This is a genomic window from Candidatus Thiosymbion oneisti (assembly GCF_900092655.1).
In the GTDB taxonomy this organism is placed as follows: Bacteria; Pseudomonadota; Gammaproteobacteria; order Chromatiales; family Chromatiaceae; genus Thiosymbion; species Thiosymbion oneisti.
Genome location: NZ_FLUY01000280.1, coordinates 1 through 25,530 on the forward strand (window position 1 = coordinate 1; position 25,530 = coordinate 25,530).

The 25,530-nt window shown below is 57.9% G+C and carries 22 protein-coding genes and 2 tRNA genes; 3 read left to right on the plus strand and 21 right to left on the minus strand.

Going from position 1 to position 25,530, the window contains the following annotated elements; translation table 11 throughout:
* Positions 1-80: 80 nt before the first annotated feature.
* Together BQ17_RS02400 and nikB are read right to left on the minus strand one after the other, a co-directional pair.
* Positions 81-902 (minus strand): ABC transporter permease, encoded by an 822-nt coding sequence (locus tag BQ17_RS02400; RefSeq protein WP_089724126.1) that lies wholly within the window; start codon positions 900-902, stop codon positions 81-83.
* Positions 902-1,822, minus strand: a complete 921-nt coding sequence (gene nikB, locus BQ17_RS02405) for a nickel ABC transporter permease (protein WP_089724127.1) — start codon at positions 1,820-1,822, stop codon at positions 902-904. Before nikB ends, BQ17_RS02400 begins: the two co-directional genes overlap by 1 nt.
* A gap of 668 nt (positions 1,823-2,490) precedes the next feature.
* On the opposite strand from nikB, the gene BQ17_RS02415 reads away from it, so the two are divergent.
* Positions 2,491-2,922: a cupin domain-containing protein gene (locus BQ17_RS02415; protein ID WP_176722254.1), complete on the plus strand. Its 432-nt coding sequence runs from the start codon at positions 2,491-2,493 to the stop codon at positions 2,920-2,922.
* A 16-nt stretch (positions 2,923-2,938) separates the two neighbouring features.
* On the opposite strand, the gene BQ17_RS02420 is transcribed toward BQ17_RS02415, so the two are convergent.
* The 9 genes from BQ17_RS02420 to clpP all read right to left on the minus strand — a co-directional run bounded on the left by BQ17_RS02420 (position 2,939) and on the right by clpP (position 13,334).
* Positions 2,939-4,864, minus strand: a complete 1,926-nt coding sequence (locus BQ17_RS02420; RefSeq protein ID WP_089724130.1) for a SurA N-terminal domain-containing protein — start codon at positions 4,862-4,864, stop codon at positions 2,939-2,941.
* A 205-nt stretch (positions 4,865-5,069) separates the two neighbouring features.
* Positions 5,070-5,146, minus strand: a tRNA-Asp gene (locus BQ17_RS02425).
* A 27-nt stretch (positions 5,147-5,173) separates the two neighbouring features.
* A tRNA-Val gene (locus BQ17_RS02430) sits at positions 5,174-5,249 on the minus strand.
* A gap of 13 nt (positions 5,250-5,262) precedes the next feature.
* Positions 5,263-5,535 (minus strand): HU family DNA-binding protein, encoded by a 273-nt coding sequence (locus BQ17_RS02435; RefSeq protein WP_089724131.1) that lies wholly within the window; start codon positions 5,533-5,535, stop codon positions 5,263-5,265.
* Between the two features lie 364 nt (positions 5,536-5,899).
* Entirely contained in the window at positions 5,900-8,359 is a 2,460-nt protein-coding gene (gene lon / locus BQ17_RS02440; protein WP_089724132.1) for an endopeptidase La, read from the minus strand.
* A gap of 236 nt (positions 8,360-8,595) precedes the next feature.
* Positions 8,596-9,870 carry an ATP-dependent Clp protease ATP-binding subunit ClpX gene (gene clpX, locus BQ17_RS02445; RefSeq protein ID WP_089724133.1) on the minus strand — a complete coding sequence of 425 codons (1,275 nt, stop codon included), beginning with the start codon at positions 9,868-9,870 and terminating at the stop codon, positions 8,596-8,598.
* Between the two features lie 737 nt (positions 9,871-10,607).
* Positions 10,608-11,681: a ParA family protein gene (locus BQ17_RS02450; RefSeq protein WP_089724134.1), complete on the minus strand. Its 1,074-nt coding sequence runs from the start codon at positions 11,679-11,681 to the stop codon at positions 10,608-10,610.
* A gap of 174 nt (positions 11,682-11,855) precedes the next feature.
* On the minus strand, positions 11,856-12,497 hold the full coding sequence (locus BQ17_RS02455; RefSeq protein ID WP_089724135.1) for a hypothetical protein: 642 nt from the start codon (positions 12,495-12,497) through the stop codon (positions 11,856-11,858).
* A 186-nt stretch (positions 12,498-12,683) separates the two neighbouring features.
* Positions 12,684-13,334: an ATP-dependent Clp endopeptidase proteolytic subunit ClpP gene (clpP, locus tag BQ17_RS02460; protein WP_089724136.1), complete on the minus strand. Its 651-nt coding sequence runs from the start codon at positions 13,332-13,334 to the stop codon at positions 12,684-12,686.
* A 45-nt stretch (positions 13,335-13,379) separates the two neighbouring features.
* Here clpP and BQ17_RS21320 point away from each other — a divergent pair, with 45 nt between their 5' ends.
* Positions 13,380-13,535, plus strand: coding sequence for a hypothetical protein (locus BQ17_RS21320; protein ID WP_176722255.1), 156 nt, complete (start codon positions 13,380-13,382; stop codon positions 13,533-13,535).
* A 59-nt stretch (positions 13,536-13,594) separates the two neighbouring features.
* On the opposite strand, the gene tig is transcribed toward BQ17_RS21320, so the two are convergent.
* The 10 genes from tig to ybgC form a co-directional block, all read right to left on the minus strand.
* Positions 13,595-14,899 carry a trigger factor gene (gene tig / locus BQ17_RS02465; protein ID WP_089724137.1) on the minus strand — a complete coding sequence of 435 codons (1,305 nt, stop codon included), beginning with the start codon at positions 14,897-14,899 and terminating at the stop codon, positions 13,595-13,597.
* A gap of 296 nt (positions 14,900-15,195) precedes the next feature.
* Positions 15,196-15,933 carry a tol-pal system protein YbgF gene (gene ybgF, locus BQ17_RS02470; RefSeq protein WP_089724138.1) on the minus strand — a complete coding sequence of 246 codons (738 nt, stop codon included), beginning with the start codon at positions 15,931-15,933 and terminating at the stop codon, positions 15,196-15,198.
* Positions 15,934-15,943: 10 nt separating this feature from the next.
* Positions 15,944-16,471, minus strand: a complete 528-nt coding sequence (gene pal, locus BQ17_RS02475; protein WP_256091448.1) for a peptidoglycan-associated lipoprotein Pal — start codon at positions 16,469-16,471, stop codon at positions 15,944-15,946.
* A gap of 402 nt (positions 16,472-16,873) precedes the next feature.
* The gene (gene tolB / locus BQ17_RS02480; RefSeq protein WP_089724140.1) at positions 16,874-18,169 is read right to left on the minus strand and encodes a Tol-Pal system beta propeller repeat protein TolB; all 1,296 of its coding nucleotides are present in this window, start codon (positions 18,167-18,169) and stop codon (positions 16,874-16,876) included.
* Positions 18,170-18,319: 150 nt separating this feature from the next.
* Entirely contained in the window at positions 18,320-18,871 is a 552-nt protein-coding gene (locus tag BQ17_RS02485) for a hypothetical protein (protein ID WP_089724141.1), read from the minus strand.
* Positions 18,868-20,253: an AAA family ATPase gene (locus BQ17_RS02490; protein ID WP_089724142.1), complete on the minus strand. Its 1,386-nt coding sequence runs from the start codon at positions 20,251-20,253 to the stop codon at positions 18,868-18,870. Before BQ17_RS02490 ends, BQ17_RS02485 begins: the two co-directional genes overlap by 4 nt.
* 389 nt (positions 20,254-20,642) lie before the next feature.
* Entirely contained in the window at positions 20,643-21,650 is a 1,008-nt protein-coding gene (gene tolA / locus BQ17_RS02495) for a cell envelope integrity protein TolA (protein WP_089724143.1), read from the minus strand.
* Positions 21,651-21,864: 214 nt separating this feature from the next.
* Complete coding sequence (gene tolR, locus BQ17_RS02500) at positions 21,865-22,299, minus strand: protein TolR (RefSeq protein WP_256091449.1); 435 nt, start codon at positions 22,297-22,299, stop codon at positions 21,865-21,867.
* Positions 22,300-22,331: 32 nt separating this feature from the next.
* Complete coding sequence (gene tolQ, locus BQ17_RS02505; RefSeq protein ID WP_089724145.1) at positions 22,332-23,006, minus strand: protein TolQ; 675 nt, start codon at positions 23,004-23,006, stop codon at positions 22,332-22,334.
* On the minus strand, positions 22,996-23,424 hold the full coding sequence (gene ybgC, locus BQ17_RS02510; protein WP_256091450.1) for a tol-pal system-associated acyl-CoA thioesterase: 429 nt from the start codon (positions 23,422-23,424) through the stop codon (positions 22,996-22,998). Before ybgC ends, tolQ begins: the two co-directional genes overlap by 11 nt.
* A 617-nt stretch (positions 23,425-24,041) precedes the next feature.
* Between ybgC and BQ17_RS02515 the strand changes: the two genes are divergently transcribed.
* Complete coding sequence (locus BQ17_RS02515; protein ID WP_089724147.1) at positions 24,042-25,511, plus strand: RNA polymerase factor sigma-54; 1,470 nt, start codon at positions 24,042-24,044, stop codon at positions 25,509-25,511.
* Positions 25,512-25,530: the final 19 nt, after the last annotated feature.

Consider the following 25,530-nt stretch of genomic DNA (forward strand, 5'->3'; position numbering starts at 1 on the left):
CAAACCCTGTCCCGACGCAGGAGGGATCTTTCTTGTCCCGACGCAGGAGGGATCTTTTCCCCCAAACAGCGCCAAATCATTCAGGATTGCTGAATGTACCGCCGGGCCGAGCGGACATCCAATCTGTCCCGCAGGCCGTCTCCCGCCAGGTTGACGCACAGCACGACGGAGAGGATCGCAAGTCCCGGGGCCAAGACCAGATGAGGCGCCACCAGCATATAACCTACGCCGTCCCGGATCATGCTGCCCCAGGAGGCCTGGGGCGGCTGCACACCGAGTCCGAGGAAGGAGAGGCCCGCCTCGGCGATCACGGCCCCGGCGACGCCGAAGGTCGCCTCCACGATCAGGGGCGCCACCGCCAAGGGCAACAGGTGGCGCAGCAAGACCCGACTGGGTCCCGCCCCCAGGGCGCGGGCCGCGACCACATGGTCACGCTGCTTCAGGGACAGGATCTGGGAGCGTGCCAGACGCGCATAGCCGACCCAACCCACGGCGGCCAAGGCGATGATCACATTGTCGATCCCCGGTCCCATGATGCCCGCCAAGGCGATGGCGAGGAGGATGCCGGGAAAGGCGAGAAAGACATCGATGATCCGGACCAGCGTCAAATCCACCCAGCCACCGGCCAGGGCCGCCATTCCGCCCACCAAGGCCCCCAGGACCGTGGACAGGGCCACCACGCCCAGCCCCACGGCGAAGGAGGTACGGGCGCCGATCAGGAGCCGATCCAACACCGGTCGGCCCAGGTCATCCTTGCCGAGTGGTGCATCCGGCCCCGGTGGCGCCAGGATCCCGGGCAGCTCGATGCGATCGGGCGTGAGCGGCAGCCAGGGGCTCGCCAGGGCAACCAGTGCCCACACCAGCAGGGCGGTGACCGGAAACCAAGCGCCTACCCCCCGCATCAGGCCAGCCGAATCCGGGGGTCTACCCAGGCGTAGACCAGATCTGTCAGGGTGTTTACCAGCACATACGCCAGGCTGATCAGCAGCACGCCGGCCTGAACCACTGGGTAGTCCCGGTTCTGGATGGCTTCCACCAGCAGGCTGCCGATCCCCGGCCAAGCGAAGACAGTCTCCGTGATCACGGCCCCCCCGAGCAGTCCCCCCAGCTGGAGGCCGATCAGGGTCAGCACCGGCAGCCAGGCATTGCGTAAGGCGTGGCGTCGAACCACAGTGGCCTCGGACAGCCCCTTGGCACGGGCGGTGCGGACATAGTCCTCCCCCAATACCTCCAGCACGCTACCGCGCACCATGCGTGCCAGGACAGCCGCCAGCCCCGAGCCCAGGGTGATAGCGGGTAGGATCAGGCTCACCGGGCCGTCGCGCCCGCTCACCGGGGTCCAACCGAGCCACAGGGAAAAGACCAGGATCAACAGGGGCCCGAGCCAGAAATTGGGGATAGAGATACCGAGCAGAGACAGGCCCATGGCCCCGGAGTCGAGCGCCCCGCCCTGATTCCGTGCCGCCAACACCCCGAGTGGAACCGCCACTGCCAGGGCCAGGGCCAGGGCGGTCCCGGCCAGCTCCAGGGTCGCGGGGATACGTTCGGCGAGCAGGTCCGCCACCGGGCGCTGAAACTGGAACGACTGACCCAGATCCAGACGGACCAGCCCGCCGAGATAACGCAGATACTGCTCGCCCAACGGTCGGTCGAGACCCAAGGCGGCGCGCAATGCCTGCCGATCCGCCGGTCGGGCGCTTTCCCCCAACATGGCCTCCACCGGATCACCCGGCACCAGATGGATCAGCAGGAACACCAGGGTGCAGACGCCGAAGACCACCAGGAGTGCCGAGCCAATGCGGGGCAGAATAAGCCGCATCATGCCTCCTGGCAACCGAAGCAATCGGGATTGAACCCGGCAGGATAATCCTGTATCGACGCCGGTATGTCTAAAGTTGCGGAACAAAAGAACGTAAAGGAGAAATCCGTCATGCGTTACGGAGCAGGCGAACGCTACGGATTCGACTTGACCATGCTCACATCTGCGCGCCTTCGCACTTTAGAGCCTGTCTGGCTTACGCGTTCGTGGCGAGAGATCAAGGGGTCGAGGCGGATTTTCCGCTCGATTGAGGCAATAGCGGGCCTATTTAACGAAATCGAGTGGGAAAGCTGACCGGGCCTCTTCGATTCTGTACCTTCTCGATTCCGTAGTCGAACAGCCGTATGCCAGACAGGCTCTTAGTATGTATCTTCCACCAGGCGCCATCACCGCAGCGGATCAATGTTAACAGCCCTTAGCTACTCGACCCTACTCGATTTGACCAAGGTAGAGTTCTGCGTTGACTATAGGACGTCTGGACGTCTACCATATCGCCCAATGGAACGGCAAACTACCAGAAATTTCCCCGGACAAGTGAGAGACGCCATCTTTCAGGTTCTATCGCTGACGTCCAAGCCATTGACCGTTAAAGAGATAGCGGGCCAGGTGGAACGAATCGCAGGACCAACGGTTTCGTCTACCTGTATAATTACCACATCCCGCAGAAAAACTTGCAACACAAAACGCCCCTTCAGACACTCCAAGAATGGTACGCACAGCAGCCCCAGCTGTTTAAAAAAAGTCCGCGCAATCATCCGGGACCCGACAATTATAAAAATACCAGCGGGAACAGCTTCCATAGTGTCAAGCGCATAGAGCTAACAGGCAAATTTGGTGAGAAAACAGCCTTTGATGTTCGTTACTTTGAAGTTCAGCCTAAAGGTTACACCAGTTATGAAACCCATAAGCATGAACATGTGATTATAGGAATCCGAGGTTCGGGTACGCTTATTGCTGGGAGCAGGACTCTTGATTTGAAAGTGAATGACATTGCTTACATAGCTCCACATCAGCCCCATCAGATAAAAAACAACACCGACCGTCCTTTCGGTTTCTTTTGTATTGTGGATCATGAACGGGATAAGCCCAGAGTACTGGATTAATCGTGCTTTTCTTTCTCTATTCTTCTTCCGTCACTTTCCCTAACGAGCTGCGGGTGATATCGGCCCGGCTCTCCAGATCTACCAACAGGTTCTCGTAGTAGGCGCGGCCAATGTCCCGCGTCAGACCCTTGCGTATCTGGTCACGGGTCGCCTCGTCCAGGTCCTCAAGGGAGCCGTCCACGACTTCGGTCAGGATCACCACGGCACCATCCCCGCTATTCAGGGACAGACTGCCGTAGTTTTCGCTGCCTCGATTCGGGCGACTCAGGGTAAAGGCGAAATCGAGGATTTGTGCCGGTATCTGCTCCGCATCCCGCGCGACTAACCCGAAGTCCTCCACCTGGTAGTCCCCGGCGATCACTGATAGGGTCCCGCCGGCGGTCAGGGCATCCGCCAGTTCAGTGGCCTTGGCAGCGGCCACATCCGCGGCCTGCTTGTCGCGCAGGATGGTCACGATCTCGTCGCGGACCGCGTCCAGGGGTTTGGCGGTTGCCTCTTCGTGCTCTAGTACGCGCAGTACAACCGCCTGCAGCTGGTCGTGATCGGGTTCGATGAGATCACTGTTGTTACCTTCCAGGAGCACCTCATCGCTGAAGGCGGCGCCGAGCACCTTGGGGTAAGCCAGGATGCCTTCCCCACCGGAGCGATCGATCCAACCGCTGGTCTGAAGCTCAAGGCCAAGGGCCTCAGCCGCGGGCTCCAGACTGTCCGGCGACTCATAGCTGAGGTTGGCCAGACGCTCGGTCGACTCGAAAAACAGGCCTTCGTTACCACGCTGCTCCAGGTCAGCGATGAGCTCAGGCTTCACCGCTTCGAAGGGCTTGGTCTCCCCCGGATCGATTCCGGTGACCTCGATCAGGTGGTAGCCGAAGCGGCTGCGGATGACCTCGCTGAGTTGGCTCGGGTCGAGGGCAAATGCAGCCTGATCGAGGGCCGGGTCCAGCAACCCCTGCTCGATGAATCCGAGGTCCCCGCCTTGCGCCGCCGATCCCGGGTCCTGGGACAGCTCCTTTGCTAAGGCGGCAAAGCCCTCTCTACCCGCAATCCGCTCCCGGATCTCTGCGATAGCCGCCTTAGCCGCGTCTTCTTGCGCCGCGTCGGCCCCCGCGTCCAGGGCGATCAGGATATGACGCACACGACGCCTTTCAGGCTGGGTGAAGCGGTCCTTCTCCGCTTCGTAGTGCTCGCGCAATTCCTGCTCACCGGGAACCTCGGGTGGAGCAATGGATCTGGCATCCAACACCAGGTATTGGATCCGTATCCGCTCCGGAATTTGAAACCGCGACCGGTTCGACTCGTAGTAGGCGGTAACCTCCTCGTCGGAAACCGGCTCTTCGCTCAGGAAGGCGGACTTGGGCACACGGATGAAACTCAGACGCCGTTGTTGACGATCGAGCTGAACGGCCGCTTCGAGCGCTCTGTCCGGCAGGATCTCCGTGGCAACGATGGCCCGCAATAGCTGGGTACCCACGATTTGCCGGCGTAGCTCGTCCTCGAACTGGTGGGGAACCATGCCCTGTAGCTCGAGCATGCGTTCGTAGGTTGGGTTGTCGAACTGCCCGTCCTTCTGAAACGCAGGGTCGCTCAGGATGGAGCCACGCAGCTCCCGATCCGAGGCACGCAACCCCAGATCCTCGGCGGTTTGCATCAGAAGACTGTCCCGAATCATCTGATCGAGCACCTGGCCCCGCATTGCGTTGTCGTCGAACAGCTCCGGACGGTAGGCAGCCCCCAGCCGGTCCCGCAGTCGGGCCTTGAACCCCCGGTAGTGATCGTCGAGCTCGCGTTCGGTGATCTCGACCCCGTTGACCGTCGCCACTACCGGCTCTGCGCCGACCCCCAGATAGGACTGGATACCCCAAAGCGCGAAGGGAATGCTGATGAAGATTACGATCACCCAGGCGATCCAACCCTGGGCACGTTCTCGAATCGTCTGCAACATGGCTGATTGCTTTGGAAATCCTCGGGGCTGTTCACACGCGGATAGTACTTAATATGTAGTGATCGTGTAGTCATCCCATCGAAAAGGGAAAAGGCTCAGTAGCAAGCTCATCACTACACATTAGGCACTACCCACACGCGGCCCCAACGAAAACGGGGTATCCCACAGGATACCCCGCCTCCTCGATGCCGGTTCTGTCATTTTTTGGCGGAGTGGACGGGACTCGAACCCGCGACCCTCGGCGTGACAGGCCGATATTCTAACCAACTGAACTACCACTCCATGCTTACTCGGCACTCCGTGCCCGCCTGGTGGGTGCTGCAGGGCTCGAACCTGCGACCCTCGCCTTGTAAGGGCGATGCTCTCCCGGCTGAGCTAAGCACCCGGAAGACGATACTTTATTGTACTGCATCCTTCAGCGCCTTTCCAGCCTTGAACGTCGGTACTTTCGAGGCGGCGATCTCGATTGTCTCACCTGTTTGGGGATTGCGTCCCGTCCTCGCTGCCCGCTCCTTTACGGAAAAGGTGCCGAAACCGATCACCGATACGGTGTCTCCCTCCTTCAACGCGACGGCGATGGCATCCGTCAAGCCATCCAAGGCCCTACCTGCTGCCGACTTGGAAATGTCCGCTGCCTCCGCCATTACCTCGACAAGATTCGACTTGTTCATTCATCCCCCCTCCCCTGTTGAGTTTAAGGGCCCATCCAATACCTCGTTGGATCCGACCCTGAATACCGCTCTCGCGTCCGCTGACTCTATAGCGGTCACCCCTATAGCTGTCAACCGACGCCGGTTCCGCACCTGAGTTGCAGCATGCTTACCGGTCGCTCACAACTATATCCTATCGCTTACAGCCTGTCTGGCTTACGCGTTCGTAGCGAGGGATCGAGGGGCAAAAGATAAGATTTTGCGCTCGATCGAGGCGAATAGTGGACCTATTTAACGAGATCGAGCGGGAAATCTGACCGGTCCTTCTCGATTCCGCAGTAGAACAGTCGTAAGCCAGACAGGCTCTTACAGTTTAGTTCAGAGTTCAGTGATGGGTTCGCGCACCTATACCCTGCTCCTTGGCGGCCTCCGGTGTCGGTTCACACGCTTCGGCCTTGGCCGGCTCCGCTGCCTCCGGGTCGGCTGCCTTCACTTCAGGCAGCTCGCTCAAGGCGATATCCAGCACCTCGTCTATCCAGCGCACCGGCCGAATATCCAGATTCTGCTTGATATTCCTGGGAATTTCGGTCAGGTCGCGTGCGTTCTCCTGGGGGATGACTACCGTATCTATCCCGCCGCGATGAGCGGCCAGTAGTTTCTCTTTCAGTCCCCCGATAGGTAACACCTCGCCCCGCAGGGTGATCTCTCCGGTCATGGCCACATTCGAGCGCACGGGGACCTTGATCAGGGCGGAGACTAGGGCCGTGCACATGGCCACTCCAGCGCTGGGTCCATCCTTCGGCGTCGCGCCTTCGGGAACATGGATATGGGCATCGAGCTTCTGGTGGAACTCCAGATCGATCCCTAAGGCCTGGGCGCGGCTGCGCACCACGGTCATGGCTGCCTGGATCGATTCCTGCATCACGTCTCCAAGCTGCCCGGTGTAGGTGAACTTGCCCTTGCCCGGGACCAGGGTGGATTCGATCCGCAGCAGCTCACCCCCCACTTCTGTCCAGGCCAGGCCCGTGACCTGACCCACCTGATCGAACGCGTCCGCGCGCCCGAAACGGTACCGCTGCACCCCCAGGTATTTTTCAAGTGCTTTGGGGGTTACGACCACCGAGGAAACGCGCTTCTTGAGCAGTATATCCTTGACGACCTTACGGCAGATCTTCGAGAGCTCCCGCTCCAGGTTGCGCACACCGGCCTCGCGCGTATAGTAGCGGATAATGTCCCGAACCGTGCTCTCGCGGATGGCGATCTCTGCTTTTTCGAGACCATTGTTCTTCATCTGCTTGGGGATGAGATAGCGATCGGCGATCGCGAGCTTCTCGTCCTCCGTATAACCGGAAAGACGGATCACTTCCATGCGATCCAAGAGGGCTGGCGGAATATTGAGGGTATTCGCCGTCGCCACGAACATCACCTCCGAGAGGTCGAAATCCACCTCCAGGTAGTGATCGTTGAAGGTGTGGTTCTGCTCCGGGTCCAACACCTCGAGCAACGCGGACGCCGGATCGCCCCGGAAGTCCATGGCCATCTTGTCGATCTCGTCCAGGAGGAAGAGTGCGTTACGCGATCCCACCTTGGATAGATTCTGGATGATCTTCCCCGGCAAGGCACCGATATAGGTGCGCCGGTGGCCGCGGATCTCCGCTTCGTCGCGCACACCCCCTAAGGACATACGCACAAACTTGCGGTTGGTGGCCCGCGCAATCGAGTGTCCCAGTGAGGTCTTGCCGACCCCGGGGGGACCGACGAGACACAGGATCGGCCCCTTGAGCTTGCGTACCCGCTGCTGTACGGCCAAGTACTCGAGGATCCGCTCCTTGACCTTCTCCAATCCGTAGTGATCGGCCTCTAACACCGCTTCGGCAACCTTGATATCGTTACGGATGCGCGTGCGTTTCTTCCAGGGCACGTTGATCAGAGTGTCCACATAGTTGCGAACGACTGCGGCCTCCGCGGACATGGGGGACATGAGTTTGAGCTTGTTGAGCTCCGACTGCGCCTTGGCCTTCACGCCCTTGGGCATGCCCGCCGCTTCGATGCGCTTGCCCAGATCATCGATTTCACTGGGGGCCTCGTCCATCTCGCCCAGTTCCTTCTGGATGGCCTTCATTTGCTCGTTGAGATAGTACTCCCGCTGATTCTTCTCCATCTGCCGCTTCACTCGGCCCCGGATCCGCTTCTCCATCTGGAGGATGTCGTTCTCCGCCTCCATGAGGCCCATGAGATGCTCGAGCCTGGACTGCACCTCGATCACTTCCAGGACGCGCTGCTTCTCGTCCAGCTTCAGGGACATGTGAGCGGCCATGGTATCGGCCAGCCGGCCGGCCACATCGATGCTCGATAAGGACGTCAATACCTCGGGGGGGACCTTCTTGTTGAGCTTGACATATTGGTCGAACAGGCCGATGGCCGAGCGCATCAGGACTTCCTGCTCCCGCTCGTCCGCCTCCATGACCTCGACCAGGAGCAGGATATTGGCGGAGAAGGCGTCTTCAGTGGTGATGAAGGTGTCGATTTGCGCCCGTTGATTGCCCTCCACCAGCACCTTGACGGTACCGTCCGGAAGCTTGAGCAGCTGCAGGATGCTGGCCAGAGTTCCCACACCATATAAATCCTTGACTCCCGGGTCGTCCACATCCGGGCTCTTCTGTGCGACCAAGAGGATCTGCTTATCGTTCACCATCGCGCTATCGAGCGCCCGGATGGATTTTTCGCGGCCGACAAACAACGGAATGACCATGTGAGGGTAGACCACCACATCGCGCAGCGGCAAAACCGGTACGTCCTGGGAAACGACCTTATTTATAGAGCCGGGTATATCGTTCTGGGCCATGGAAACTCTGTGCTCAGCTGATGTCTCGCCTCTTTGGTGTGCCATCCTGGGCCTTGGGCTCCGGTCCCGACAGTACCGAAAGAATAGGCAAAACGGAAGTTAAGAATATTGCGTCTGTTCGGGAAAGCTAAGTTCGGGCGCCCGGAGTCTTACTTCAACACCCTTTCGGCCCCACCTGTGGCCGGGTCGCCTGAACCGGCACTCTGCGACCTGAATGCGTCGACCCGATCACCCGGTCAGTCCGACGCGGCGAGCTGTTGGTCGCCCCCATCGTAGATGATGAAGGGGTCGCTCTCGCCTGAAATGACCGAGCCGTCGACGACCACCTTGCTCACATTGTCCATCGACGGCAAGTCGTACATGATGTCGAGGAGGGCTTGCTCCATGATGGTGCGCAGGCCACGGGCGCCGGTCTTGCGATCCATCGACTTGTGTGCGATTGCCGTCAGGGCATCGTCGCGCAGCTCCAAGCCGCACCCTTCCATCTCGAAGAGCCGGGCGTATTGCTTGGTCAGTGCATTTTTGGGCTCGATAAGGATACGCCTCAAGGCCGCTTCGTCCAGCTCTTCGAGCGTGGCGATGACCGGAAGGCGACCGACGAATTCAGGGATCAAGCCGTAGCGAATGAGGTCCTCCGGCTCAACCTCACGCAGGAGCTCGCCGATCTTCTTCTGGTCATCCTCACCCTGTACCTCTGCCGCGAAGCCGATCCCTCCCTTTTTCGAGCGAGTGCGGATCACCTTCTCGAGACCGGCAAAGGCCCCCCCGACGATAAACAGGATGTTGGCGGTATCCACTTGCAGAAACTCCTGCTGCGGATGCTTACGCCCACCCTGGGGCGGTATCGAAGCGACGGTGCCCTCGACGAGCTTCAGCAGGGCCTGCTGCACCCCCTCTCCGGATACGTCGCGGGTGATGGAGGGATTATCCGATTTGCGCGAGATCTTATCGATTTCGTCGATATAGACGATGCCCGTCTGGGCCTTCTCCACATCATAGTCACACTTCTGCAACAGCTTCTGAATGATGTTCTCCACGTCCTCGCCCACATAGCCTGCCTCGGTCAGGGTGGTGGCATCGGCGATCGTGAAGGGGACGTTCAGCAGTCGCGCCAGGGTCTCGGCGAGCAGCGTCTTGCCGGAACCCGTGGGGCCGATGAGCAGAATATTGCTCTTGGCGATCTCGATATCTTCCTTGATATCACCGGCCTCGAGCCGTTTGTAATGGTTGTAGACGGCGACCGAGAGCACCTTCTTCGCCTGCTCCTGACCGATGACGTACTGATCCAGGATTTCCTTGATCTCGCGGGGCTTGGGCAGCTTGCTGGTCGCCTCGCCCACACTCTCCTCGATCTCCTCGCGGATGATGTCGTTGCACAGATCGACGCATTCGTCGCAGATAAAAACCGAGGGACCTGCGATCAGCTTCCGCACCTCGTGCTGGCTCTTGCCGCAGAACGAGCAGTAAAGCAGCTTGGCATCGTGGTTCTTGCCGCGGTTGTTGCCACTCATGTGCAGTGTTCTCCGAAGAATCTACTCGTACAGTGGTGCTGAAATACCGATAGTATAGGAGTCATTTTTTGCCGCGAATGAACGCCAATGAACGCAAATCGGTTGTAATAAGGTCACATGATCTTTGTCTGTCCGCAGATGGCGCAGATGCTCACAGATTGTTTCGTTTTTAATCTGTGAAAATCTGTGGATAGATCGAAGCGACCGGATCATTTTCCCATACTCAATCCGAACCTCGGCGGTTCCGCTTTTTACCATCAATCAACATAGAATCAGTCGAGACCGATTCGCCATCATCGACGGTTCTTGATTCATTTGCGTTCATTTGCGGCTAAATCTTCCGTGAAGATCCTGTTAGTTCAATGTTATCGTTATTAAAGCATCTGTACTAGCCCGCGTAGGGCGGATAAGCTTGCGCCATCCGCCGTATGCCAGCCACCTCCATCGCCCTGCCCGACCCGACCGACGGGCCGCCCTCCGACGGGTGACGGCGCGCCCACCGCCACGGCGATCACGGTGCTTGGCGTACGCACCTAACCCGCCCTACGGACTTGCCGAGCCCCAACCCCTCTCCCGGCGGGAGGGTGTCGTAAAAGTCATTTCGAACCACAGAGAACGCAGGGAAAGGAATCGGCCAATTCTCTGCGTTCTCTGTGTCCTCTGTGGTTTGAATTTCACGGACTGGCAGCTGACGCCACGTTTTTGCGATACCCTCGGCGGGAGAGGGACTCTTACGGTTACGATGTCAAACTCAATACTCTTTCGCCTAAGTCGGTAAAAACACGATTAAAATTGTCTCTACTGACCTGCATTGTTTCTTCCGCATGACCAAAAACTTTCCCGACCTCGGCAATTTCACTGTCGGTTAACGAAAATACCGGTTTTGATACTTGTTGGCTTATAGCTATCAAAGAATTGAAGTCTGGTATATGCGCCAAATCATACGGTTTCAGATCCGTATTCTTTAATGCCAGGTCCATCTTCTTTCCATCAATCACACAATCTATTTCTTCAAGCGACGGAACGAGACTGTCATTTATCGATTCTCTTATTATATCTATCCATTTTTGGAAGGATTTAGCTGGCTTTTCCTTTCGTGGCCGATACCGTTGTTGGATAGCGCCTAAAAATTTCGGGCTATTATGTATCGGAAAATTTGCCACGGAGAAATCATTGTCCTCTATAAATCGGATAACATCTTTATGCCATTTTCTTATATTTTTTTCAAGGGATCCTATGGCTTGTAAACAGAAATAATCCGGGGATGTCGGTATAATAAAGTAATCGCTCGACATAACCATGATTTCATTCAATCCGCCAACATTAGGGCTTAAATCATATATAATATAATCAATATCTTCTCGTTTTGAAATTTTATGCAATATTTCAGGGAGCATACCAGGTACATTTTTGGTGGCCGGCACTCCAGATGCTATTTTCAGTGAAACGCTGATTTGTGAATCGAGGTCAGAGGTATTCAAATGTCCGGGAAGCAAGAACAAGTCCGGGTTCTCCGTTGGAAAGAGTTTTCCGTTTTCTGATTTTATGAAAATATCCGGCTCGGCCCCTTTTATTGCAGCTTCCACTATCGGCTTCATTGTCAGGTTTTCTCTGCTTGAATAGAAACTTTCCATTTTTTCATTTTCAACGGCACCATATCCCAACACAAGCCCGGTAAGATTGCATTGCGGATCGAGGTCGACAATAAGCACCTTTCTATTATGGTTAGCCAGAACCCAACCGAGATTAAAGGTCGTCGTCGTCTTGCTGACTCCGCCTTTGTGGTTGAATAAAGATATCGACTTTGTCATGTTACCGGCAGCTCATCGATGCAGTTCGTGCGGGAAGCCCATAGGTCGGGTTAGGCCAGCGACGAAGGTAACTGGCCGACGGCGGATGGCGCAAGCTTATCCGCCCTACGCAGACTCATGTGCAGTATCCTCCAGAGAATCTACCCGTACAGTGGTGCTGAAATACCGATAACGCTACACATCAGCGGCACGCGCCTTTGGCGCGTCCGCTGAATGCGCTTGTTCGGCACTACCAGGTAACTCAGGTACTGTTAGTAACTGGATTTCTGTTGCTCTACTTAAAAACTCAGAGGTAAGACGCTCAAGAAATACTGAGCACTTCCAATTCAGCTCTGTAACCTGCCTGACTGCGGTATTAATATCCTCTTTGTTAGCCTTTGCTTGAATCACAGCTCTATGAGCGATTACAAACTTATAGTGCAGGCTTTTAGGCTTACCTCTTGCGTTATCATCGCGATAATCCAGAAAATGATTTGATTGCTCTTCTCCTACAAGCAATCTTATTTTGTTACGATTACGCCAAAACTTAGAATTCCATTCTTCTACCACTTTAAGATATGATGCTTCTCTATTTTCAATTCTTTCATCATCTCCAGACTCTATCGCCCACATGAGCCTCTGCAGCAAAAAGAATCGATGGCCCACCAAAACCGATAGATCATCCAAGAACTCTACTCCCTCACTATATCGAGCCTGATAGAGAGCATGCTTCGTTTCCTCTGACCATGACCTACGTTTCAATCGGTGCACCCAGAATCCACCAAGTATTCCTGTGAGAAGAAAACTAACGATAAGAAGTAATACTTTTTCAATCATGATCGCTTAATTTATTATGCCGAACATCCTTTTGGTTCTTCCCTGAGGAGGTTGCTGATTCACTGTTATCGGTGGTTGAGAATATCTGTTCTGCGGAAATCTGCGTAATCTGCGGATTAAAAAAGTTTTTGTCGGATCACGGCGCGTTCAGACCGGCTTTCACACCTCAACGCGGCAGTGCGTGCCCTAATCCGACCTAGCTGTAGAAGCCGCCTCCCGTTCGGCGAGGACCTTGTCGACAAGACCATATTCCATGGCCTCCTCGCCGCCCATGAAACGGTCCCGCTCCGTGTCCTCCGCGACCTTCTCCACCGGCTGCCCGGTATGGTGGGAGAGGATCCGGTTGAGGCGATCACGAATGTGCAGTATCTCGCGGGCGTGAATGTCCACGTCCGTCGCCTGGCCTTGAAAGCCCCCCAGGGGTTGATGGATCATCATCCGCGAGTGCGGCAGACAAAAGCGTTTTCCGGTGGCACCCCCGGCCAGCAACAGGGCACCCATGCTGGCCGCCTGACCGATACACATGGTGCTCACGTCCGGTCGGATGAAGCGCATGGTGTCATAGATGGCCAGCCCGGCGGTCACCGTACCTCCGGGCGAGTTGATGTAGAGGTGGATATCCTTGTCGGGGTTCTCCGACTCCAGGAAGAGGAGTTGGGCGACCACCAGGTTCGACGTATAGTCTTCCACCGGCCCGACGAGGAAGATGACGCGCTCCTTGAGCAGGCGCGAGTAGATATCGAAAGAACGCTCCCCACGCGCCGTATGCTCGATGACGATGGGGACCAATCCGAGGTTTTTCGGGTCCCACCCATTGTGGTCGGAAACTGTACTCATAAGTTGTTCGTCGTACCGCTTACATTCATAGTTCAGGGTCCGCGTGTGGCCCTATTCCGTGTGACTGCAATGCCCACCGACCAGGCTTCCAGTCAACAGCTGCCCCTCATCGGCTTCCTGATCGATGCGGTTCGCGGCCTACCCCCGTCTGCCGTGCCCCATCTGCCGTGCTGCCGGTACAGGCAGGCATCCCTGGAGTAGTCGGTAGGGCGCTCACCGCATCCTACACCCTGGAACCTGAGCAATGGCGACCGCGGATCTCATTCGACGGCCGCGGGCGTGCTCAGCTTCTCGAAGGTCGTCGGTTCGTCCTCGACCGTTACCTGGTCCAGCACCCAGTCGACCACCTGGTTCTCCAGGGTGAGGGACTCTACCGGCGCCAGGCGTTCCTGGTCGGCATAGAAATAGTCGATGGCCTGCTGTGGATTTTCGTAGGTCGAGGCCAAACCTTCCACCATCTCCCGTACCCGTTTCGGATCGACCTCGATGCCGTTGGCCTTGATGAGCTCACCGACAATCAGACCGAGCGCCACCCGCCGCCTGGCCCGATCCCGAAACAGGTCATCGGGGAGCTCGAAGTTACTGCCTCTCAAATTCCGACGAATCCGCTGCTTGAGTGCCCCGATCTCCTCCCGGACAAGGGCCTCCGGAAGGTCGATCCGGTTTACTTCCAACAACAGGTCCATGACCTGCTCTTTGACCCTGGCCTGGATCAACTCCTTAAGCTCACGCTCCATGTTCTGGCGCAGCTCCAGGCGGAACCCGTCCAGGTCTCCATCCGGGAAACCCAAGCCTCTCGCAAAATCCGCATTCAGCTCAGGCAGCACCGGTTCGGCAACTTCGCCGACCCGGACAGTGAAGACGACCGTCTTCCCACTCAAGTGTTCGGACGGATGCTGGTCCGGAAAATCCGGAAAAGTGAGGTCCAGCCGTCGCTCGTCCCCCGCCTGTACCCCCATCAGACCCTCTTCGAAACCGGGGAGCATGTCCCCGAGACCGAGCTCGATCCGGCCGTCTTCCTCAGAACTCCCCTCGAACGGCTCGCCGTCCAGCGTTCCGGTATAGGAGATCTTGAGTCGATCGCCTAACTGGGCCGGACGTTCCACGACCGACCAGGTCCTTTGCTGCTCACGCAACCGCATGAGCATGGCCTCCAGATCCGCATCCGCCACCTCGGCCACCGGCCGCTTGAGGGTCTTGCCGTCCAGACGACCCAGCTCGAACCGGGGCAATACCTCGAACACCGCCCTATAGGCATAGCGCCGGGCGGACACATCCATGTCGGGTTCGATCCGCGGAACCCCAACCGGTCGCAGTTCCTCCTTGGCAACGGCCTCGGAAAAGCTGGTTCGCATCAGCTCGCCGAAGACTTCTTGGCGCATTTGCCCACCGTAACGCTGACGCAAGACCTTCAGCGGCACCTTGCCGGGGCGGAATCCCGGCACCCTGGCGGAATGGGCGAATTCACGCAGGCGCTTTTCCACCTCGGCATCGACCTGATCCGCTTCCAGGCCGACGGTCATCCGCCGCTCCAGCCCTTGCCCGTTTTCCACTGCTACTTGCATCGTCTTTCTTTACTCCAAGCCGGTGCCGGGAAACCAACGACCCATTGCCCGCTGCCGCTTCACGTTCGATAACCAATCGGACCTCGTCTCATAACCCCGGATAGCTTCCGACGCAGATGAACGCAAACACAGGATACGTCTGCTCGTGTCCGGCCCGCTCATTGTGGTCCGGATCCGGGTCGATGTCGATGCGTGACTCAATTAGGCCAATCTTAACCGATTTGCCGGCTAAGCCGCCTCTGGTCATGGAGTAGATTGTGAACCGCAACAGCGCAGAAGAATTACCAAAATCGCACTCAATGCCCCTCGCGGGTCATGCGTTCGAGGCGGCTTGCAGCCAGACGTGCCTCGGTGGTATCCGGAAACCTCTCGATCATGTTCTGCAATATTCTGCGCGCCCGTTGCCAATCGCCTTTCTCGTAGTGGATGTAACCGATTTTCAACAGGGATGCCGAAACCTTGGGACTCAGTGGATAGTCTGTTGTTACGCGCTGAAATTGGGTCAGCGCAGTCGCATAGTCGCGCTTGACATAGTTGGTCTCACCCAGCCAATAACGTGCATTGTCCGCAAACTCGCCGTTCGGATAGCGTGCCAGCAGGTCTTCGAATCCCCGTACCGCCTCTCCATAGCGGCGCTGCTTGAGTAGATCGAAGGCGTTATGGTAGGCCTGCTGTTCCTCGTTCGGCGTACCCGAAACCGGCGGGGAGTGTGTCGATGGCGCATCAGCCGCGGCCAGATCTTGCGGTGCCTGTAAGGCTTCCCTACCAATGGTATTCCCGGACGCCGGTGGGGGCGAGGTGCCTGCCGATCGATCCCGCAGGCGTGCGTCCAGGTCCAGGTATTGTTCCCGTTGCCGGCGTTTCAGGGTGGAAAGCGCGTGCTCCTGTAAATCGACCCGACCGTGTAATCGCTGCACTTCCTGTTGCAGGCGTTGAATCTGCAGCAGCAGGTCGGATAGGCGCTGATCGGCGGCAACCGAGAACGCCGGTATCAAGATGCAGACCAAAACGGAGAGGATTGCCCGCAAGCTCATCACCGCTATCTCAATAGACCAGCTCGACGCGCCTGTTCAAGGCCCAGGCGGACTCGTCGTGATCCGGGTCTAGGGGGCGCTCCTCGCCGTAGCTCATGGTGCGGAGCCGGCTGTCCGGCACCCCTTCAGCGAGCAGGAAGCTGCGCACGGTGCCCGCGCGTTGGTCTCCCAGGGCCAGGTTGTACTCCCGGGTACCGCGTTCGTCGGTATGGCCGTCCAGGGTCACCGAGGCGGCGGAATCCGCAGCCAGATAGGACGCATGGGCGCGTAGGATATGGAGGAACTGGGGCTGTATGTCGCTACTGTCATATTCAAAGTAGATTGTACGCTGAGCGAGGGGGCTCGATGGATCCTTCAGGTCTGCCGCCCGGTACCCGCCTTGCCTACCTGGGGGGGACGCAACGGCGGTACCGGCGGGTCCTCTAACGGTGGAACCCGTCGGCGCTTGCCGGTCGATGGGCTGGGTGGGACAACCGCTCAATGAGAGGACCGCCGACAGTGCGATCAGCGTCGTACCGAGCGTCTTGTGCAAGCTCATTTTCATCTGGGTGAGGGATCAAGAACCGTCGATGACAGCGGGCCGATTGCGACCGATTTGCGTTGATTGGCGGTAAACAGCGGAACTGCCGAGGTTCGGATTGAGTATGGGAAAATGATGCGGTTGCTTCGATCTATCCGCGGATCACACGGATTTTCACAGATTAAAAACGCAACCATCCGTGAGCATCTGCGTCATCTGCGGACAGTAAAGATCATGTGATCTTTTGCGATCGATTGGCGTTCATTTGCGGCAAAAAAATGTTTCCCATGTTATCGGTACTTCGGTATTGCCATACTAGGTTACGGCGAATCGGGTTGCGTAGCCAAATCCATCCAAGGCAGCCACAAGCCGTTCGGATCGGTACCACTGTCTCCTATTAGCCCCTATTAGCAAGCAGGGCTAACGCAACAGGGGGGACCAGGCCGGCTCGCGCACGTCGCTCAGCCCCTGAGACAACCGTTGGCTGACGGACCCATCCACCGAGACCGCGGACAGAATGCTTCGGCCACCATGCAGTGTCGCATAAATTACCATGGTGCCGTTGGGAGCAAAACTCGGGGACTCGTCTAACCTGCCGCTGCTCAGCGACCGCATCGTCCCGGTATTCAAATCCAACAGGCCGATGCGAAAGCTGCCGTCGATCCGGGTCACGCACAGGATGGAACGGCCGTCCGGCGCATAGGAGGCGCGGCCATTATAGTCGTTTTCGAAGGTGACCCGCGCCGCGGTCCCCCCGGTGGCCGGGATGCGATAGATCTGAGGACTCCCGCCGCGGTTGGAGGTAAAGATGATGTGGCTGCCGTCAGGCGACCAGGCGGGTTCGGTGTCGATGGCGAAGTGGTCCGTAACCTGACGCAGGTTGCGGCTGACCAGATCCAAGACATAGATCTCCGGGTTACCGTCCCTCGACAGGGTCATGGCCAAGCTGCGGCCATCCGGCGACCAGGTCGGGGACCCATTGATGCCCTTGAAGCCTGCGATTCGTTCCCGTCGGCCCGTGGCCAGCTCCTGGAGGTAGATGGCGGTCCGGCGATTCTCGAAGGAGACATAGGCCAGCTGACGGCCGTTCGGTGACCAGGCCGGGGACATGATGGGGTCACGGGAGGACACGATGGTCTGCGGATTGTGGCCGTCCGCGTCCGCCACCTCGAGCTTGACCCGTTGGCCGCCTCGATTTCCATCGGAGGTCACATAGGCGATACGGGTGGCGGCGACCCCCGGAGTGCCGGTCAGCCGCTCGTAGATCATGTCGGCGATCCGGTGCGCGGTATACCGCAGCTCCGAAGCGCGGCTGGTAAAGGTCATGGCCGCCAGCTGCTTACCGCGAAAGACGTCGAACAGGACGCAGCTGATGTCGTAGCCGCCTACGGCCGCCCGCTCGACCTTGCCGATGACCAGATTGTCCATCGCCACCAGGCGCCAGTCGCGCAGGTCCACCTCCTCAGCTGTGTGGGGGGTAGCCATCATGTCACGGCGGGGCATGGGCCGGAAACGCCCGGTTCGGGCCAGATCGGCCGCAATAACGGCTGCCACATCTTCGGCAAGCACCCCGCCGCCCTCAGGTCGCGCGAAAGGGACGATGGCGATGGGCTGGGCCCCTTCGGTGCCACCGGTGATCTCGATGGTGAGGCGGGCCTGGACCCCGATCGACCAGATCAGCAGGAACAGTAGCGAGAGAACGGACAGTGGTTTCATGGGTTGTTTTTTTAGTGATCAGTGGCTAGTGGTCACCAATCACCGGTTATCGACCACTAAACGCTGAGGTGTGTGAGCCAGAAGATACTATAAATCCGCAATATCGGTTGAAGCCGGGTGCTAGGCGCCAGAAGACATCACCCTCACCGATTATGCTGCCAAGCCAGCGAGCCGGTTAAATTGAAGGTAGTTCGGCCAGTCGATTTTCATGGCCCGATCGGGAGTATCATGCTGCTTTTCTATCCTTGTGATCCTCGTTTTTCTCTTGGCAATGTTCGTGTGACCGATGCTGATGAAGCGATTCTTATAGCCAGCCAGGAAGGAACTTTCATCCCAGAATACCTTGCCGACTTCTTGACAATATTTGATAAAACACTGGGTTCCCATCAGCTGTTTAACGATCTGGTTCCATGCATCCTTAGTACGCTTGATCTCGATATACAGGATACATTTCCTTTCCGCACTGATGATGACGTAATCAGCACGTTTGCATTCACCATGCAGCCCTTTGAAGATGTCATCCGGTGAGCGAAAGGCGTCCACTTTGATTACTATCGCATCGGCCGGCAGACTGCGAATGGTCGCACTGGAATCGGGCGCTTGGGGTTCGCGAAGCCTGACGAGTGGTTTGCCATAATCTTCTTGCAGCGGCACCAGCGCGGTATCCCGGATCATCTGGGAGAGGATGTCCATGTCCATCATGATTCATCATCCCCCCAGACGATTTCTTCCTGGATGCGGTTCATATCCTCTATGGTCTTATCGAAACTCCTGGCCTCTATTCCATACTTGCCGTCGATATCGGCCGGAACAAGCGTCGGATATCGACCGCGCTTTTTTGCGCCATCCGGCTCGATGAGGGCCTCTTCCGCTATGTACACCCGTACTTTTTCAGGGGCGAGCAGCTCCGATGCTCCATAGTGCTCGCGTTCCGCCAGCGCCTGCAACCGTTCTCCACCCTGATTGAGCATAATCAGGGTATTCAGCTCCTTGATGATGTAGTCACTATGGGTCGTGATGAATACCTTGATGCCGAGGTTGACCAGTCTTGCAAAGAGGCGGGCAATCCTTCGTTGATTCTCCGGATGGAGATTCAGCTCCGGCTCGTCGATCATGAGCAGATCGCCTGGTGCGACTACATGGCGGAGATAGAATCCGATATCCAGGAGTGAACGCACGGCACTGGAGCTCTCATCCATGGTCAGCCTGACGCGCTTGCCCTTTGGAAGGTAATAGATATCATCGTCTTTTGTTGCCAGGTAGTCACCGCCGATAATGTCAGCAAAGTCATGCAAGATTTCTGTATGGTCTTTTGAAATAAAACTCTCTTTTTTGGTGAGCCCTTCGAGCCGGCTATTAAATTCAACATTCGACGTGACTGGCAGAGCATAATCTTTATAGGCCCCAAATATTAGATCAACTAGGCTTCCCTTCTTTTCCATTGAACTCGTTTCTCCAAGCAAGCTACTAAAGTTGAGTTCCTTTCTGAAGATCGCGGCGCCGGTGCGTTCCGCGCTGGCAATGAAAGGACGCGGAAAAAGGTGTCCGAAAAGGATATCTTTCAAGGCATCGCTGATGGTCTTGCTAATGACGTCCGGTGGTATTCCGACCTTTTCTTTTTCGACCAGCAGGGAAATCTTGACTAATTGGGAATCGGCCTTTTTTGCAATGGAAAAGAGTTGCGCTTTCGCGGCCCCCATGGTGCGTTCAAAGGTTTGCTTTGGCTGGATGTCACTCGGGTCGAGGTCGATAGCAAAATGACTCTCGGAGAAATGCTTATCCGGCGAGGCAAAAATCTGTGGGAGCCGTTTGGTGAACGCCTTGCACCCCTCTTCCAATATGGCCGCTGCCTTGCCGACGTAGGTGTTCAGATCCAGGTCGATATTGCCTTCACTCAGGAGACGCTGGATATCTTCATTCGGTACTTTAATGGAAAGAATATTTCGCCAGAGGAATAGAAATCCGAACAAGGCATAGGTCGCATAGGTCTTGCCAGTATTGTTGTCACCGCAAATAATTGTCAACTTGCCAAGCGTGAACTCCGCTTGTCTGATGACGCCCAGATTCTTTATTGAAATCTTCATATCGCTTTACTCCTTAAACCTGCATCCGTTTGCCTTCGCGGGCTCCTTCCGGTCCAATCTTCTGGTGATTGCTGGATCCCCTCTCCCCAACCCCTCTCCCGGAGAAGGTGTCGCAAAAGCCCGTAGGAATGTGGTGAGTGCAGCGAACCGCATCGATTTTTCTCACACAAAGCCTCAAAAACACGAAGAATGCCTCTCTGTCGCCGTTGAAATCCGCAAGCTTTTCATCTTAAGACCAGGATACGACGCTTCCTATCGCTCCCCTTTTTATCCTTGTATCTCTTTGTGCCTTTGTGTCTCTGTGCGATGTAAAAAACTTTCGCGCCGATTCGCGCGATTCGTAGTTTTTGTTCCCGGTTTTTGTGCGCAGCTGTACCAGCAACTCCCCATCAGGGCTTGAAGTCCAACCTCAGATTCCTGAACTGTCCGAACAACTGCCCGGAGGGTACGGGTAGGGGAGAGGCCTTGTAGACAGCGGTCACCACGGAGCGATCGAATGCCGGGTTGCCGCTGCTGCGGATCACCCGCACACCGGCGGGAACCACTTCCCCGCCCGGGATAAGTCTGACCTCTACCAGGCACGAGAGGTCCCGCCCCATACCCGGCTGACGGACCCAGTTTCGGCGGATACGCTCTCGGATCGCGTTCGTGTAGACGCCCAACTCGCCGGCGGCTGCTTGTTCCGCCTCCAAGGCTACCAGCAGATCCGCCTCCCGCGCCCGTTGGGCCTCCTCCTTGGCCTTGCGTTGGGCCTCCTCCTTGGCCTTGCGTTTGGCCTCCGCTTGGCGCTGAGCGGCTTCTTTAGCCTCGCGTTCAGCCTCGGCCCGTTGCCGGGCCTCCTCTTCGGCCTTGCGTTTGGCCTCCGCTTGGCGCTGAGCGGCTTGCTTGGCCTTGCGTTCGGCTGCGGCCTGTTGCCGGGCCTTCTCCTCGGCCTTACGCTTGGCCTCCGCTTGGCGCTGAGCGGCTTCCTTGGCCTTGCGTTCGGCTTCGGCCCGTTGCCGGGCCTCCTCTTCGGCCTTGCGCTTGGCCTCCGCTTGGCGTTGAGCGGCTTCCTTGGCCTTGCGTTCGGCTTCGGCCCGTTGCCGGGCCTTCTCCTCGGCCTTACGCTTGGCCTCCGCTCGGCGCTGAGCGGCTTCCTTGGCCTTACGTTCGGCTTCGGCCTGTTGTCGTGCCTCCTCTTCGGCCTTGCGCTTGGCCTCCGTCTGATGTTGGGCCGCGACCTTCGCCTCTACGGCCTCAGTACTGACGATGGTGGCTTGTACAACCCGCGGCTCGCTCCGTACCTCATCGAAGGTAGCCAACCAGTCCACACTCACCAGGGTAAACGCCGCCAAGATCAGGTGCAGCAACAGGGCGGCCCCGAAGGCCCGCGGGTTCCTGCGCAGGATTTGCCACATCTCTTAAGTACAGGTGCTCTCAACTACCGATAACAGCGAGCCGGCAGGATCCCCACGGAAGATTTGTCCGCAAATAAACGCAAAACGAAACAATCTGCGAGAATCTGCGTAATCTGTGGACAGAAAAGACCGTGTGATCCTTTGCGACCGATTTGCGTTCATTGGCGTTCATTTGCGGCAAAAAAATGATTCCCATGTTATCGGTACTGCTGCACTAGGGCCCGAGGCGTTCCAGCGGGGTTGTGATCAGACCGACGCTCGGAGCCCCCGCGGTCTGGGCCAGCACCATGGCCTCCACCACGCGCCCATAGTCCACGGCGGCGTCGCCCCTGATCATGATGGGTACCCTGGGGTTGTGCTTGAGCACCGTACTGACCCGGGCCAGTAGGGTCTCTCGATCCACCGGCCGGTTCTTGGCCTCACCCACATCCAGGTAGAGGTCCCCGAACTGATCCACGGTGATGATGACCGGCTCCGAGGTCTCTTCGGAGATGACCTCGGCGTCTGCCTGGGGCAGGTCGACCTTGACCCCCTGGGTAATCAGGGGCGCAGTCACCATGAAGATCACCAGCAACACCAACATCACGTCGATGTAGGGCACGACGTTGATCTCGGACATGAACCGGCGGTGCAGGCGCGACCTTCGCATCCGGAGCGCTCCCATTCGTCCCGTAGGTCCCTTCAGCCCCGCCCCTGGCGTTGCAGTAGAGTCGAGAACTCTTCCATGAATTCCTGGTAGCGGTTGTTCAGCCGCTCCACCTGGTTGGCATAGCGGTTGTATGCGACCACCGCCGGGATGGCGGCGAACAGCCCGATGGCGGTTGCCACCAGGGCCTCGGAGATGCCCGGCGCCACCAGGGCCAGGGTCGCCTGCTTGACGTTTCCTAGGGCATGGAATGCATGCATGATGCCCCACACGGTACCGAACAGGCCCACATAAGGGCTGGTGGAGCCTACGGTAGCAAGGAAGGGCAGATTGACCTCCAGGCGGTCCATCTCGCGGCTCAGGGCGACCCGCATGGAGCGCTCGGTGCCCTGGAGGACGGCCATGAGATCCCCATTGTCGCCCTTGCGCAAGCGCATGTACTCCTTGAAGCCGGCCCGGAAGATGGCGGCCGACCCACTCACGCCCCGCGGGTCCCGCTCCAGGTCTCGGTAAAGGGCGCCGAGGTCGCCGCCGGACCAGAAGCGTTGCTCGAAATCGTCCGTGATCTGCCGCGCCCGCTTCAGGACCCGGGCGCGGTCGAAGATCATGGTCCAGGAGATAATCGAGGCCAACACCAGGGTCGCGAGCACCAATTGCACCACGACGCTGGCGTTGAGTACTAGGTCGAGCAGGGAGAGCTCAGCATACATCGGCGATCTCCGCCAGCAGCCGTTCCGGTAGGCGAGTGGGACGCAGAGTCTTTTCGTCTATACAGGCAACCTTTATCCGACCCCGGCAGCAGAGGGTGGCGTCTGCCGTGCGGCGTATCTCCTGCACGAAATCCATGCTTGCCTTGCCGCCGGCACGGAGGTCGACGGTGACCGTCAGCAGGTCGTTGAACACTGCCGGGCGTAGGTACGCGATTTCCGCGTGTCGCACGACGAACAGCAGACCCTCGCGCAGCCGCAGTGCGTCCAGCTCGAAGTCCAGGCTGCGTAGCCATTCGGTGCGCGCTCGCTCCATGAACCTAAGGAAGTTGGCATAATAGACCGTACCACCGACGTCCGTGTCATCGTAGTAGACCCGCACCGGCAGGGAAAATCTCGGCTCGCCTTCGTTACTCGACACAGCACACCTGGAAAATTTGAAAAAACCCGATAGGGGCATCTTATCTGGACTCCTCCGCGTTGCAAGGGGATCTGTCGTGTTATAGGGTTGAGGCGGGTGGAGTCGCTTATCCCACGCGGACCACGTGAAGTTTTCAAGCTGCCTTTTTGAGAGATTGCCTAAGAACCAACGCTTTGATCGATATATTCGTAGGGAACGGCCTCCGTGCCGTTCCGCAAACTGTTCGGAACGCCACGGAGGGCGTTCCCTACAGCAAAATCATGCGAAATGGGGTAGTAGAGTTAGCTTTCAACCCGTCCGGCCGGATAGAAGACAAGGCTACATCGTGAAAAATCAATGGGCTGGTTTTTAGACGACCTCTGAAAGAAGGTATTAGACTCCCTTAGAGTAACCGGCATCTTTACCAATGAGTCGAGTCTGTGCATTGCGCAAAAGGGAGGGATTCCCCGTTTTGATCCCCTCTCCCCAACCCCTCTCCCGGCGGGAGAGGGGCTTGGGGAGAGGGGCTTTCGGGTCTGTGGAAATATTCGTGTCCATTCGTGTTCATCCGTGGTTCTTGTCAACCGCGATTCCGCATCAATGGTCTGAAGCGAAGCCTCGCTAGGTCTGAATCCCCGATGAAGCAGTCGCTTCAGTTCCGGCTCGGTCAGCAGCTGACCATGACCCCGCAATTGCAGCAGGCAATTCGCCTGCTGCAGCTGTCGACCTCGGATCTTCGGCAAGAGATACAGGAGGCCTTGGATTCCAACCTGATGTTGGAGAATACTGAGGAGGTGGAGTGCCTTAATGGATCCGGTCACCTCCGGTCGATGGACGCGACCCTGGAGACGGCAGGCGTCGCTGCCGATTCGGAGCAGGAGATACAACCCGAGAGCATGCCGATCCCCGATGAGCTGCCGGTCGATGTGGAGTGGACCGATCATTACGACAGCGATCTGCCGAGCCGAGGGGCAAGGGCACAAGCGACCAACGAGATCGATATCTTCGCTCGGCACAGCAAGGCGCCGACCCTCCGAGACCACCTGCACTGGCAGCTCAACCTGAGCCGGTTGGATGCAGCGAGTCTGGCCATCGCCACCGCCATCGTCGATGCCATCAACGAGGATGGTTATTTCACCGCGACGCCGGAGGAGCTCCTCGCCACCTTTGACGCTGTGGACCTGACGCCGGAGGAGATCGAAATCATACTCCATCGGGTCCAGTCCCTGGACCCGCCCGGGGTGGGGGCGCGCGACCTGCGCGAGTGTCTGCTGATCCAGCTGCGCCACCTCCCGGAAGGGACCAGGATGCGCGGTCCGGCCATCGAGGTCTGCGACCGCTACTTCGAGGCCCTGGCGAAGAACGACATGGAGCAAATCCGGCGCGCGTTGCGACTGTCCGCCCGAGCTATGGACGAGATCACCGATCTGATCCGTTCTCTACACCCACGGCCGGGGACCTTGATTGCGGACCTCGAGCCCCAGTACCTTGTCCCTGACGTCATCGTGCGGAAGCGGAAAACTGCCTGGGTCGTCGAGCTGAATCCGGAAACGGCACCTAAACTTAGAGTGAATCCGGATTATGCCAAGCTGGTCCGACGCGCCGACCGGAGCCAAGACAACCAGTGTCTCAAGAGCCACCTGCAAGAGGCGCGCTGGTTCATCAACAGCCTGGCCAGCCGCAACGATACTGTGTTGAAAGTGGCCTCCAAGATTGTGGAACTGCAACGGGACTTTCTCGAATACGGCGAAGAGGCGATGAAGCCCATGGTACTGCGTGACGTCGCCGAGGCACTGGAGCTGCACGAGTCCACCATCTCTCGGGTGACGACCAACAAGTACATGGGTACCCCCAGGGGTACGTTCGAGTTCAAGTATTTTTTCTCGAGCCACCTGAGCACGGACTCCGGCGGTGAATGTTCATCGACGGCGGTTCGCGCCTGCATCCGCAAGCTGGTTGCCGTGGAGGATCCACACCATCCGCTGAGCGACAACAAGATCGCGACGGTCCTGGCCGAACAAGGCATCAAGGTGGCGAGGCGGACGGTCGCCAAGTATCGGGAGGGTATGGGGGTTCCGTCCTCGAACGAGCGCAGACGTCCGGGTTGACGAGGAGCCTCGAGGCCGT

Coding starts and splice junctions, on each gene's coding strand:
- BQ17_RS02400 (WP_089724126.1), bottom strand. CDS start 902: ATGCGGGGGGTAGGCGCTTGGTTTCCGGTCACCGCCCTGCTGGTGTGG.
- nikB (WP_089724127.1), bottom strand. CDS start 1,822: ATGATGCGGCTTATTCTGCCCCGCATTGGCTCGGCACTCCTGGTGGTC.
- BQ17_RS02420 (WP_089724130.1), bottom strand. CDS start 4,864: ATGTTGCAGACGATTCGAGAACGTGCCCAGGGTTGGATCGCCTGGGTG.
- BQ17_RS02435 (WP_089724131.1), bottom strand. CDS start 5,535: ATGAACAAGTCGAATCTTGTCGAGGTAATGGCGGAGGCAGCGGACATT.
- lon (WP_089724132.1), bottom strand. CDS start 8,359: ATGGCCCAGAACGATATACCCGGCTCTATAAATAAGGTCGTTTCCCAG.
- clpX (WP_089724133.1), bottom strand. CDS start 9,870: ATGAGTGGCAACAACCGCGGCAAGAACCACGATGCCAAGCTGCTTTAC.
- BQ17_RS02450 (WP_089724134.1), bottom strand. CDS start 11,681: ATGACAAAGTCGATATCTTTATTCAACCACAAAGGCGGAGTCAGCAAG.
- BQ17_RS02455 (WP_089724135.1), bottom strand. CDS start 12,497: ATGATTGAAAAAGTATTACTTCTTATCGTTAGTTTTCTTCTCACAGGA.
- clpP (WP_089724136.1), bottom strand. CDS start 13,334: ATGAGTACAGTTTCCGACCACAATGGGTGGGACCCGAAAAACCTCGGA.
- tig (WP_089724137.1), bottom strand. CDS start 14,899: ATGCAAGTAGCAGTGGAAAACGGGCAAGGGCTGGAGCGGCGGATGACC.
- ybgF (WP_089724138.1), bottom strand. CDS start 15,933: ATGAGCTTGCGGGCAATCCTCTCCGTTTTGGTCTGCATCTTGATACCG.
- pal (WP_256091448.1), bottom strand. CDS start 16,471: ATGAGCTTGCACAAGACGCTCGGTACGACGCTGATCGCACTGTCGGCG.
- tolB (WP_089724140.1), bottom strand. CDS start 18,169: ATGAAACCACTGTCCGTTCTCTCGCTACTGTTCCTGCTGATCTGGTCG.
- BQ17_RS02485 (WP_089724141.1), bottom strand. CDS start 18,871: ATGATGGACATGGACATCCTCTCCCAGATGATCCGGGATACCGCGCTG.
- BQ17_RS02490 (WP_089724142.1), bottom strand. CDS start 20,253: ATGAAGATTTCAATAAAGAATCTGGGCGTCATCAGACAAGCGGAGTTC.
- tolA (WP_089724143.1), bottom strand. CDS start 21,650: ATGTGGCAAATCCTGCGCAGGAACCCGCGGGCCTTCGGGGCCGCCCTG.
- tolR (WP_256091449.1), bottom strand. CDS start 22,299: ATGCGAAGGTCGCGCCTGCACCGCCGGTTCATGTCCGAGATCAACGTC.
- tolQ (WP_089724145.1), bottom strand. CDS start 23,006: ATGTATGCTGAGCTCTCCCTGCTCGACCTAGTACTCAACGCCAGCGTC.
- BQ17_RS02515 (WP_089724147.1), top strand. CDS start 24,042: ATGAAGCAGTCGCTTCAGTTCCGGCTCGGTCAGCAGCTGACCATGACC.